Here is a 12,333-nt window from a genome sequence, read left to right on the forward strand (position 1 = left end):
TTATGCCATATCAAGTCTTTTCTGCGAATGAATGGTTGTATCCGGATAGCCTCATCACGGAATCTGGGCCAGACAGCATTTCCCTTTCAACGGCGCGCGGATCTCGTGCGGGTTGCCAAATCCTGATTCAGTTGGAAGACGTGGGCGCTGCTCTTGCGTGGACTTACATTCCTACTCCCTCAGCCGCAATGAACTGCGATAATATCCAGATGGAAGTCTTTCGTTTGAGAGACGTACTGGTGAATGAGAATACAGGCCCTACATACTCGACCATTCCCGCCGGGACTCCTGCTGACTATGTCACTCGCCCCGCTCCTTTTCGTGTGTATGACGCCTTACAGCGAGTTGATCAACCTTTCACCACCAGCAGTCCTAAAGAAGCGCTCTATGTTTCCTGGCACATTCCCTCTTCCCTGCTCCCTGCCATTTATAGCGGGGAGCTTTGCCTAACAACAGGTGACCAAGCAATTAACATTCCAGTAACCTTGGAAGTTTTCCAGGCAGTCGTCCCTCAGCAGGAGACTTTGGCGATAACGAATTGGCTTTCCAATCAAAATGCCGCAACTTACCATGGTTTAGAACTATGGTCTGAGGATCACTGGCACATGCTGAGAAAATACGGCGAAGCCATGCGCAGGACGCGCCAAACACATTTTTTAGTTGGACTAGAGCTTATTGATATCCAAGAGGATACTGGGCACTATACGTTTGATTTTACGAAGGTGAAAAGGTACATCGAACTCTTTCTATCACTTGGTTTCACGGGGATTGAAGGTGGACATCTAGCTTCTCGCATCGGTTGGGACGATCCTTTATTCGTGCTTAGCTGCCGAAATGACATCAAAGCGACATCGCCGGAAGGATATACGTTTCTCGCCCAATTCCTTCCAGCTTGGCAGCAATTTCTCCTGCAGAACGATTGGTTGGATCGCACCATTCAGCATGTGGCCGATGAACCGATTCAGGAATCAGCCAGCGATTTCCGTATACTCTCCAGCATCGTGCGGAAGTTCATGCCTGGTGTCAAACTCATCGAAGCTATGATCTATCCTCATATCGAAGGCTCCATAGATATTTGGGTGCCAACGAACGAAGGCTTTGATCAGCATCAAGCTCACTTTCAGCACCTTCAGAATCTGGGAGAAACCGTCTGGTTCTATACGTGTTGGAATCCCGGCGGACATTACCTAAACCGCTTCTTGGATATTCCCTTGTTAAAAACACGGTATTTACATTGGGGGAATTACAAATATGGGTTAAAAGGCTATCTCCATTGGGGTTTCAATATGTATTTGGACGATCAAAATCCGTTTGAATTAACTTGTCCGTACCTCGCGCCTGGCATACATGCCAAAAGAGTCCCTTCCGGAGACACCCATATTGTCTACCCAGACGCCGAGGGTCCGATGTTTAGCATGCGATTAGAAGCAATGCGCTCAGGGGTCGAAGATTATGAACTCCTTCAGCTGCTTGCTGGTGTCAATAAACCGTTGGCAGATGAGATTCTTCAATCCTGTTTCTTCAGCTTTACAGGAGTTGAAACCGATCCCACCCATTTTGATCTCGCACATAGGCGACTGTTAGAGGCGGTTTCTGCTTCTTGTTACAATTTTCCGGAAAATGAGAGGGTTCTGACATGAAGAGACAACTTCGATTTCGTGAAGATGGCACATTCAAAATCGTACAATTCGCTGATGTGGAGTTCAGCAACAGTCAAGCGGAGGAAGAAATCAACATGAGTGCGATGATGCGCCATATCCTCGAGTCCGAGAAGCCCGATCTGGTTGTGTATACCGGAGATGTCATTGCAAGCGGCGGCAGCACGGATGTAGCTCAACTGTTCCGCAATGCGGTGGCAGTTCCTGAAGAGCTGGAAATCCCCTGGGCTGTCGTTTTCGGCAATCATGATTCCGAAGCTGCCAATATGACGCGCGAGCAGCTGCATGCGCTTCAATTAGCTCATCGGTTTAGCTATGCGAAGCCCGATCCGCCTCACGTGGACGGCGTCGGCAACTATGTCTTAACCATTCATGATAAGCACAATGATCCGGCTGCTGCGCTCTATTTTCTAGATTCAGGCAGCTACTCGCCACTCGAATATTCGCGGCTTGGCTTCTACGATTGGATTCGAAGAAGCCAGATTAATTGGTATGTCGATCAATCCTACCAATTAACCGCCCAGAACGGCGGGCAACCGCTGCCTTCCCTTGCTTTCTTCCATATTCCTTTGCCTGAGTACAATGATATCTGGGACTTCAGCGTCTGTTATGGACAGAGACAGGATTATGGCTGCTCGGCGCCTTGGATTAACACAGGCTTCTTCGCGGCTATGGTGGAAATGGGTGATGTGATGGGAACCTTTGTTGGCCATGACCATGGCAATGATTTTTGGGGCACCCTGCACGGCATTCGCCTTTGCTATGGGCGAACGACTCGGAACGCTTACTTAGATCGTCCTTTCATGACAGGAGCCAGAGTAATCCAGCTATCGGAGGGTGTTCGTGCATTTGATACGTGGCTCCACCTTGCTGACGGCTCGATTCTACGTGAACAGCCTGCGCATATGCCGGAAGGGCGGAAGCTTACAAATTAGAAATGAGGTAATTGCACATGCTTCATTTCTACTGCAGTCAGTCACTAGGATACACACGCTTGTAGGAGTGAATATTGTGCTGCTTTTAAGTTCTGCCTGAATGTGTTGAATGCGAGGATGAAAACAAGAGGTTGATGCGCAGAAGAAAGCGAACTCCTCTGCAAAGAGTAGCAATATCAGCAAAATCAGCAAAAAGTGTTTTTTAAATTTTTGTAAGTAACTATACTTTCTAAAAGCCTGCGATTATGCATCCTTTTTCCTTGATCGAGCAGCTTTTAACATACATTCCTGCAATAATGCATGTTTTCGAGTGACTTTATCGATTCTGGAAGGTAAATGCGCGAAAAGCCTGCATAATTGCAGGCTCTTCGACTTTTCATCTGATTTCGTTACAAAAGCCTGCACTTCTGCAGGCTTTCAGCCTAGCTCCCATCTTGAGCCCAGCTTCAGCCCTCTTTCCCCACCCATCTTTTAACCCAATTGATCGTGGTTCACAACGAGATGGACGTTTATTATCAAGAAGTCAAAGATTGCAAAAAACGATGCACACCGTCAAGGCCATCTTCTTCCAGAACATTAAGCAATTGCGTACCAACAATAGCAATATCACATTTCCCTTTTAGAAACTGAACGTCCGCACTACTCTGAATCCCGAAGCCAACAGCGATAGGAGTCTTAGCAAAGCTGCGCACACGTTTTAAGAAGACGTCCGTCTCGTCACCGAATGAGGTTTTGGAGCCTGTCACACCTTTGCGGGCAGCACAATAGATAAAACCTCCGGTTTCATCAGCCAAATAAGCCAGACGAACATCTTTGGTGTAAGGGGTAGCAATTAGAATCGGTTCTACCTGATAGTCACGGCAAGTTGCCATAAACTCGCTGCTCTCATCGGGAAAGGCATCTGGCACAATTAGGCCATGGATGCCAATCGTTGAACATTCTGCTATGAACTTTTCGATTCCGTACTGGAAAATAACATTATAATAAGTCATAAACAAAAATGACAGATTTGGAAATTCAGCTGCAACACGTTTGGCGAAATCCAAACATTGCTGCGTCGTCGTCCCATTCGTCAGCGAGGCTTGATTCGCTCTTAGGAATACAGGTCCATCGGCAATAGGCTCCGAAAATGGGAGCTGAAGCTCTACTAAATCAACCTTATTCTCGTTGAACAAACGAATCATTTCATAATTCGTCTCGAAGCTTGGATAACCGAGAATCTGGTGTGTCATGATCTGAATGGGCTTTTCTCCGCTTTTACGATGAATGCGGTCCTCAAGCCTGACGACTGAACTGGTTGCTTTTTCGGTGGATAAATGCTTTCCATTCTTCATCCTGCAATCCCTCCGCTATATTAAAGATGTCTTTGTCGCCACGACCGGACATATTAATGATGAAAATATCCGACTTCGAAGAATGAGCAATGTCCCTGAATGCCCCTGCGAAAGCATGCGTAGATTCCAGAGCAGGAATGAGTCCTTCCGTTTGCATAACGGTTTGCAGCGCATCTATCACTTCGTCATCCGTAGCAGCACTGAACTGCACCCTTCCTCGGTTGGATAAATCAGCCAAGATGGGCGATACGCCCACATAATCTAAACCAGCGGCAAGGCTATACGTATCGTTCATTTGACCATCCTTATTTTGCAGAAACAGCGTCTTATAGCCTTGAGCTACGCCTAAAGTGCCCTCGCCATAGGCGATTCTCGCTGCATGCTGACCAGATTCCTTCCCTTTCCCGCCAGCTTCAACACCGGTCAATTTCACATCGTCATGCGGGTAAAAGGCTTGGAAGATGCCGAGTGCATTGGAACCGCCGCCTACACAGGCATAGACATGACTTGGCAGCCTGCCTGCTGCACGCAGGATTTGGTCTTTCGCCTCGATCCCGATGACCGATTGAAAGAAAGCAACCATCGCCGGAAAAGGATGCGCGCCTGATGCTGTTCCAAGCACATAATGCGTCGTCTCAAAGCTGGATACCCAATCTCTCAGCGTTTCATTGATCGCATCCTTTAACGTCTGAGACCCGTAATCGACCGCAATGACCTCCGCTCCGAGCCTTTTCATCCAGAAGACATTGGCGTATTGCCGCTCCATATCCTCGCGCCCCATATAGATCGTTGCAGATAGACCTAACTTCGCCGCTGCCGTTGCGGTTGCCACCCCATGCTGCCCTGCTCCTGTTTCGGCAATAATCCGCGTTTTGCCCATTTTCTTGGCAAGCATGGCTTGACCAAGCGCATTATTTAATTTGTGAGCACCGGTATGATTAAGATCCTCGCGTTTAATATAAATGTGGGCTCGACCATAGTGCTCAGTTAGCCGGTCCGCATAAGTAAGCGGCGTAGGTCGCCCAGAATAGTTCGTAAGCAAAGCGCGATATTGCTGCCAGAAATCTTCGTCATATCGAATCGCTTCAAAATGTGCCTTAATCTCTTCAAATGCGGGAACTAGAATTTCAGGTATAAAAGAGCCGCCATAGTCCCCGTAGTAACCATTTTCTGCGATAAACTCATCCGTCGTTACAGAAGCAATTGTCGCTGCCTTCACCTTGTCTGGCATGGTCATCATCTTCCCTTTCTATTCATTCCAAATTTTGAAAGGATGACAGGATTTCACGCGCTGCCAACGTGTCTGTCACCAAAATATCAATCCATTTGCCCCGCAAAGCTGCTGTGATCGCTTCGACTTTGTGCTCGCCGCCTGCGATACCAATGACTGTTGGAATAGTGCGCAGTTCCCGTGCTGACAAGCCGATCATCTTATTTTGTTCAGGAAATTCGATTTCCTGACCGTTTGCATCCAAGAAGGATGCACATAGGTTTGCCACAGCGCCTCTCTCTTTCAGTTCTCTCATCATCTCGGGGCTGAATCCGCCTGACTTCACCATCGTCGCCTGCTCGCTCACATCTCCGATACTGACAATCGCGACTCGGCTATTTTGTGCCTGATGAAGAACCTTGGCAATCTCTGGTTCTTCACGCAGAAGGGTGCCTGTTCCTTCATTGGCGACAACCGCTGGTGCATGAATGATTGAATATTTCGCTTTCAGCTTATTGGCAAATGCCATTGCATTCGTGTTTGCATGCCAAGAAGCTCCATCTGATCCCCAGCCCCCCACCAAGGGCACAAACTGCAAGCCTTCACTTGCAAAATAATCCAATTCCTCGGCAACACTCGCTATCGTTTGCCCTGCCATAATCCCCACATGATCCCCGTCTCTCAGGACAGATTCGATTAAGGGTGAGCAGGTTCGTCCGAGTAAGGAGTACAGCTGATCTGGTTTCATGTCTGTCGAGTCGACGATAAGCACATCCTGAATCCCGAAGAGACTTAACAGCGATTTCTCAAGCTCTTGCTCGGCCGAAAACGGATTGTGAATAGAAATCTTTACAATGCCTTCGGACTTAGCTGTTGTCAGCATACGGCTAACATGCGGCCGCGATATTCCCAAACGTTTGGCGATATCCAACTGATTCCATCCATCTTCGTAATAAAGCTGACAAATCTTAACTAACAAACGGAATCGATCTTGATTGCGTTCAGCCATATTATCGCACTCCAAATCCAATATGTACATATGATCAGTATATGTACATATGTGTTTATTGATAATTATATCGTAGCCTCTCATCTTTTTCAAACAAAATAATGAAGGCGGATTCCAGTCTGCTCGATTATGTTGCTATTAAGAATAATCCCTCGCAAAAAGGAACTACGATCCGCTAAATGGAGAGAATCAGGGCAAAAGCAGCATGTAGCGGAACTGAGGTACGTTATTGAAGCGAACAATGCTGATTCTGAGCACAAAATGATGAAATAGCGGACCCTAGTTCCCATTGGAGTGAGATTTGGCAATTTTCAGCCTAATAGCGGACCCTAGTTCCGTCTAATTGACCAAATGTCTGTTTTATCGATGTATAAGGGAACACACAGTTCCTTATCGTGGATTAAAATAGAAAAAACACAAGCTGCCAATCACAGGGATCGGCAGCTTGTGTTCGATATGTATATTTCCGTTATACCGTTGCCAAACGTTTATGGAGCTCTTCAATGACGACTGGCTTGCCGCCGTTCACACGGGATTCTTCCGCAGCAAATGCCATGAGATGGCTGCGCACGGAAACCGAAGCGGAAGACTCGCTTTCGCCCCCGGCATACGTTCTGACCTCGCGCAGGAAGCTGCGGATGATCCCGGCATCTCCCCCGTTATGTCCTTCTTCGGATGCTTGCACATGAATCGTCGTTTGCTCATTCGTCACAAAGTCGTGGATCGTAAATTCGTGCTCTTCCATATTGCCACGAATATCGCCCTTCGTCCCCATGATTTGCAGAATACGCGTGTTGTCTCTCGTAAATCCGCACATGCTGAACATCGCCGTTGCCCCGCTCGCAAACTCCATATTCACGACTTGATGATCAACCACATTGTTATCGCTGTGATAGACACACTTGCCGTAAGGGGTCGTGCGCAGCGCCTCGATAATCCCTTCAAGACTTGTATCCGTTGTGAATTTACCAGCCCAGCTGCGGCCAGTCCCCAAATAATACTTCGGCGCATAGTATTGGCAAGTCGCTTCCGCTGGGCATCCATCCAAGCAGCGAGCCGGTGCTCCCACAGGTGCATTCTCCGATTTGAAATGCATCAACGATCCAAAAGAACTAATACGCTCGCAGGGCTCGCCCATAATATAGGAGAGAATGTCCATATCGTGACACGATTTGGCCAAAATCATCGGACTGGACGTATCTGAATTGTTCCAATTTCCCCGTACGAAGCTGTGTGCCATATGCATATTGCCGACATTTTCATTCAACTGAATATTGACAATTTGGCCGATTCGTCCTTCTTCGATCACGCGTTTCATCGCTGTCCAGAAGGCTGTATACCGAAGAACATGACAGATCGTCAGCAGGCGATTGTGCTTTTTCGCCATAAGCTCCATTTCCACGCACTCTTCAGGACTTGGAGACATGGGTTTCTCTAATAAAACGTGATAGCCAAGCTCGAGAGCCTGCAAGGTTGGGTAATAATGCATCTGATCCTGCGTGCAAATGATCGCGATATCCGCGATTTTGGGCAGCGCCAGCAGCTGCTCCCAATTCGAAAATGAATGATCCTGAGCGATTTGGTGTGCGGACACGAAAGCAGCGCGACGCTCATCATCCGGTTCTGCGACGGCTATGATATCAAGCTCGTGCGGATAATTAAGCGCATATGGCGCATACGCTTGCGCTCCGCGATTTCCGGCTCCGAGTAGGATTGCAGTAACTTTTTGCATAATAAATTCCTCCAAATGACTTCGTATGTCAATGAATCCTTACGGTAATTACGACTTGCTTCCGGTAAAAGCAATCCCTTGAATAAAGGAGCGCTGAAAGACAAAGAAAATTACAATCATTGGTAAAATGGCCATTAGAGAGCCTGCCATAATAATCGTATAATTTGTTTTGTGCTCTCCCTCCAAAAAGGCTATTCCCGCAGAAAGCACCATTTTGTCCGGTGAACTGTTCACAATTAATGGCCACATGAGGTCATTCCAAGACCATAGCATCGTGAAAATAGCGAGCGCAACCATGCCCGATTTGGCCAACGGCAGCATGATTTGCCAATAAATCCGAAATTGATTGCAGCCATCCAGCTTCGCCGCTTCTTCCAGCTCATGCGGGAGCGTCATGAAAAATTGACGCAATAAAAAGGTGCCAAATGCACTGAACAAGCCAGGCACGATTAAAGCTGTAAGCGAATTAAGCCAGCCGAAATCTTTCATAATCATGTACTGCGGAATGAGAAATACTTGACCAGGCACCATGAGTACAGAAAGCATGAGAATAAAAAAGAAGTGGCGACCTGGAAAAGCAATTCGTGCAAACGCATAAGCCGCTAGCGAACAGATAATCAGCTGTCCAACAACCTTAATTAACGTCGTAATAAATGTATTCCAATAAAAAGTGAAAAATGGCAAGTTCAGAAAAACTTTCGAGTAATTGCTCCACTGAAAACTTTTTGGAAATAGCACTGGCGGTATCGCTGTGGACTCTCCCAATGTTTTCACCGAGGTTAGAAACATCCATATAAAAGGAGTCACCATAATGACAGCTCCCAGAATAAGAATAAGATGGATTAATCCGATCTGAAGCGACTTCTGTTGGTGAGATTTGGTTGTCATTGGCTCGCCCCCTTCATTCGTAATGAACCCATTTCTTCTGGATTTTCATTTGAATATACGTAATGATCATAATGATAACAAAGAGCAGCACGGCAATGGATGAGGCGTAGCCTTTGCTGTTTTTGAGAAACCCATACTTGTAGTATAAGAAAACGACTGATTGCGTTGATTCCATAACAATATCGCCAACCATCATATAGATGAAGTCAAATACTTGAAAAGCTCCAATTAGAGACGTGACCATGACGAAAAAGATAGTTGGGGTTAATAGAGGCAGTGTTATCTTTATAAATTTGGTGTATGCCCCAGCCCCATCAATATCTGCTGCTTCGTAGTAGGAAACGGAGATGCCTTGAAGTCCCGACAGGAAGATGATCATATGGCTGCCGATCGCGCTCCAGATAGCAACAATAATAATGGATAAAAGCGCTGTGCGATTGTCGGTCAACCAGTGAGGTCCTGTAATTGACAAACGTCCCAATACATAGTTGATGAGACCAAAATCGGAGTTGTACAGCCATTTCCATACCATCGCGACTGCAGCGGGCATCGTGACAACAGGTAGAAAATAGAGCGTACGATAAAGGGACAACCCTTTTACTTTTTGATTCAAAAGCACCGCTAATACAATAGATAAAATAATGCCAATCGGAACTGCTGTAATAATGTAAATACTTGTGTTGCGGAAGGCATAAAGCAGATCTTTATCGGTAAAAAGCTGCTTATAATTGGATAAACCGGACCATGTGTACTTTCCAAAAGCACCCCAATCGGTGAAGGAGAAATAAAAAGTCTGAAACACGGGCCAAATATAGAAAACGAGCAAACCAAGCATTAATGGTGTAATCATGATGTACGCCCACATCCAGTCGGACCGGCGTTTCGAGCTGATTCGCATGAGTACTCACGCTCCCATGAGTGAATTAGTGGCGGGAGATTCGCTTGCTTGCTACCGCGAATCTCCCTGCCAAAGACTTATTTCTCTGCTGCTAACGCTTGGTTCATTTTGGCTCCGAGCTCTTTGGCTGCATCTGCCACTGATTTATCGCCAGTCCAGGCATTTTTCAAAATTTCCGTTTCATACGTTGTCCACACAGAAGTATTCTTGGACACCGGATACGGCGTTGCATACTCCGTCATGTCGATGAATGCTTTGGCATGGTATTGCGGGAATGTCGCTAACCAGGCCGTTTCACTGCCTTTATAGGCTGGGATCGCCCCCCCTTGTTTGGCGGCAACTTCAGCTGCTTGCTTGGAACCAAGGAACTTTACGAATTCCCATGCTTCTTTGGGATGTTTGGAATTCGCAGAAATCACGTTACCTAGTCCGTGAATGACAACGCCTTGTTTCTTCCCTTTAGGCAGAGGAGCAACATCTGCATTGTTTTTCATATCCGCACTTTGATTAATCGTGAAGGCAGCCCATGAACCATCGAAATACATGGCTAGTTTACCGGACGTAAACAAATCCGATGGAGCTGTTTCCGTCATTTGCGCCAGGGTTGGAGATACTTTATGTACCTGAATAAGATCTGTTAGAAATTTCAAGCCTTCAATCGCTTCTGGCTGGTCGAAGCCCGACTTTTTATGATCGTCCGAAATGATGCTGCCGCCGGCTTGAAGAATCGTATTATAATAGTCCTCTTGGTTCATCATCGGGGCAGCGAAGCCATAAATGCCTTTGGATGTGTCTGTTAATTTCTTGGCTGCTTCTGTCAGCTTATTCCAATCCCAAGTGGCATCCGGGTAAGAAACACCTTTTTCATCAAAAAGCTTCTTATTGTACCAGAGTCCAATCGTGTCATAATCTTTGGGAATCCCATAATTTTTACCACCAAGACTATACAGGGAAATGAGCGATGTCGGATAATTTTTCAAATCCACCTGATCTTTCTTGATATTGTCAGATAGATCTCTTAGCATCCCATTCTCTGCATACTTAATAAAATTCGGACCGTTCATCCAGAGCACATCAGGCATTGTCCCGCCTTGCGCAGATGTTTCTAATTTGGTGAAGTATTGCTTGTACGGTGTATTCTCTAATTTGACTTCAATATTGGGATGGCTAGTTTGAAACTCTTTGATAACATCTGTCATCGTATCCAGTTTCCAACCAGCATATGTGATGGTTACTTTCTCACCGGCCGCAGCAGTTGCTTTCGAATCGCTTGTAGGAGCTCCAGATGAGGTTGGTTCGGTAGAACTCGAATTGCCACACGCACTTACTGCTACCATTGAAGACATAATCATTGCTGCGAAAGCTGCTTTTTTTGTAATTTTAACCATCTCAAGATCACCCTTTTTCATATTTTGTGAAAGAACCTGTCCCTACTTCACATCAATATCAAATTATTACGGCCGCTAAAGCAAATTTCACCTCCTTCAATTCGTCAAAAATTAATTGGCACCAAATTCTGGAGAACGTTATCCTACATCCTAAAAAAATTTAATTTCTTTGGTATGTAGACGATTGTCTGACAATTAATTTATGTGGAAGCAGCACTTTAGACAGTTGTGGTTGTTCACCTTTCAACATATCCAAGAGTGTCGCAGCGGCTGTCATGCCAATCTCTACTTTGGGTACATGCACCGATGAAAGCGGCGGTGTCGTGTACTGAGCGAAATCAATGTTATCCATAGAAATAAAAGCTACATCCTCAGGAATACTCAAATTGCTCTCTATAATTGCACGCATGGCCGGTATTGCCAATTGATCGCTTGCCGAGAATATAGCCGTTGGACGTTCTATGTCTGTCCGTTTCAGCTGCTCCATTACGCGTTCATAACTGCGGTCGATTTCCCAGCGTGTATCAATGATCCAATCTTTGTTCAAGGGAATTCCCGCATCATACATAGCGAATTTAAAGCCTTGAAATCTCTCTTCGCTGCCTAATTCTCCGGTGTGTCCAGGTCCTCCAACAAAGCCAATGGATTGATGTCCTTGAGCAATAAGGTGGTCTACAGCTGATTTGGCAGCATGAATGCGATCATAATCAACCATTGTAATTTCTGTGCCATTCGTACAGATGCCAATTAGCGCCAACTCTTCTGCTTTTTGCAGGTATTCTACAATGGCTGGTCCCACTTCGCCCACGAGAATAACACCGTCTACTTGTATTTCATGAATGCAGCGATGCAGCAAGGCATCGTCGGCAAGCTCATCTGATGTATGCATGAAGGCTAGGGAATAACCGGATTCCAATATCTTTTTCGTAAAAGAAGTAATGATTGGCGAATAATAAGGATGATCGTCATTCAAGCGAGCTGTTTGTATAATGCAGCCAATTTGTTTGGTTGGCTTTCTTTGCGCCTTCTGTTTATTCACTAAATGGCGTGCCGACTCGTTCGGTGTGTAATCCAGCTGTCGAACAGCTTCCCATACTTTGGCTTTGGTTTCTGGGTTAATATGCCTACTGGTATCGTTTCGTACCACACGAGAGGCTGTAGAAATTGAAACGCCAACTAATTCTGCAATATCTTTGAGAGTAGGCAATTCACACAGCTCCTTTTTGCTTTGACAAGTTTTCCACGCTATTGCCCAAACGTTATCCTAAAATTAAAAGCGCT

The 12,333-nt window shown here is 46.0% G+C and carries 10 protein-coding genes; 2 read left to right on the forward strand and 8 right to left on the reverse strand.

Annotated features, from left to right (window positions below):
• Positions 1-2: 2 nt before the first annotated feature.
• Positions 3-1,640: a DUF4091 domain-containing protein gene (locus HQN90_RS08795; protein WP_173217392.1), complete on the forward strand. Its 1,638-nt coding sequence runs from the start codon at positions 3-5 to the stop codon at positions 1,638-1,640.
• Complete coding sequence (locus HQN90_RS08800) at positions 1,637-2,593, forward strand: metallophosphoesterase family protein (RefSeq protein ID WP_173217393.1); 957 nt, start codon at positions 1,637-1,639, stop codon at positions 2,591-2,593. The genes HQN90_RS08795 and HQN90_RS08800 overlap by 4 nt, the downstream gene beginning before the upstream one ends.
• 515 nt (positions 2,594-3,108) lie before the next feature.
• Here HQN90_RS08800 and trpA read toward each other — a convergent pair.
• The 8 genes from trpA to HQN90_RS08840 form a co-directional block, all read right to left on the reverse strand.
• A complete protein-coding gene (gene trpA / locus HQN90_RS08805; protein WP_173217394.1) occupies positions 3,109-3,927 on the reverse strand; it encodes a tryptophan synthase subunit alpha in 819 nt (272 codons plus the stop codon).
• Positions 3,869-5,158: a tryptophan synthase subunit beta gene (trpB, locus tag HQN90_RS08810; RefSeq protein WP_216855252.1), complete on the reverse strand. Its 1,290-nt coding sequence runs from the start codon at positions 5,156-5,158 to the stop codon at positions 3,869-3,871. Before trpB ends, trpA begins: the two co-directional genes overlap by 59 nt.
• A gap of 22 nt (positions 5,159-5,180) precedes the next feature.
• Positions 5,181-6,146 (reverse strand): sugar-binding transcriptional regulator, encoded by a 966-nt coding sequence (locus HQN90_RS08815; protein ID WP_173217395.1) that lies wholly within the window; start codon positions 6,144-6,146, stop codon positions 5,181-5,183.
• A gap of 469 nt (positions 6,147-6,615) precedes the next feature.
• Complete coding sequence (locus HQN90_RS08820; RefSeq protein ID WP_173217396.1) at positions 6,616-7,878, reverse strand: Gfo/Idh/MocA family protein; 1,263 nt, start codon at positions 7,876-7,878, stop codon at positions 6,616-6,618.
• Between the two features lie 48 nt (positions 7,879-7,926).
• Entirely contained in the window at positions 7,927-8,766 is an 840-nt protein-coding gene (locus HQN90_RS08825; RefSeq protein WP_173217397.1) for a carbohydrate ABC transporter permease, read from the reverse strand.
• Positions 8,767-8,779: 13 nt separating this feature from the next.
• A complete protein-coding gene (locus HQN90_RS08830; RefSeq protein ID WP_173217398.1) occupies positions 8,780-9,664 on the reverse strand; it encodes a carbohydrate ABC transporter permease in 885 nt (294 codons plus the stop codon).
• A gap of 77 nt (positions 9,665-9,741) precedes the next feature.
• Positions 9,742-11,052 carry an ABC transporter substrate-binding protein gene (locus HQN90_RS08835; RefSeq protein ID WP_173217399.1) on the reverse strand — a complete coding sequence of 437 codons (1,311 nt, stop codon included), beginning with the start codon at positions 11,050-11,052 and terminating at the stop codon, positions 9,742-9,744.
• 160 nt (positions 11,053-11,212) lie between these two features.
• A complete protein-coding gene (locus tag HQN90_RS08840; protein ID WP_173217400.1) occupies positions 11,213-12,259 on the reverse strand; it encodes a LacI family DNA-binding transcriptional regulator in 1,047 nt (348 codons plus the stop codon).
• Positions 12,260-12,333: the final 74 nt, after the last annotated feature.

It is taken from the genome of Paenibacillus alba (assembly GCF_013204855.1).
Lineage (GTDB): Bacteria > Bacillota > Bacilli > Paenibacillales > NBRC-103111 > Paenibacillus_E > Paenibacillus_E alba.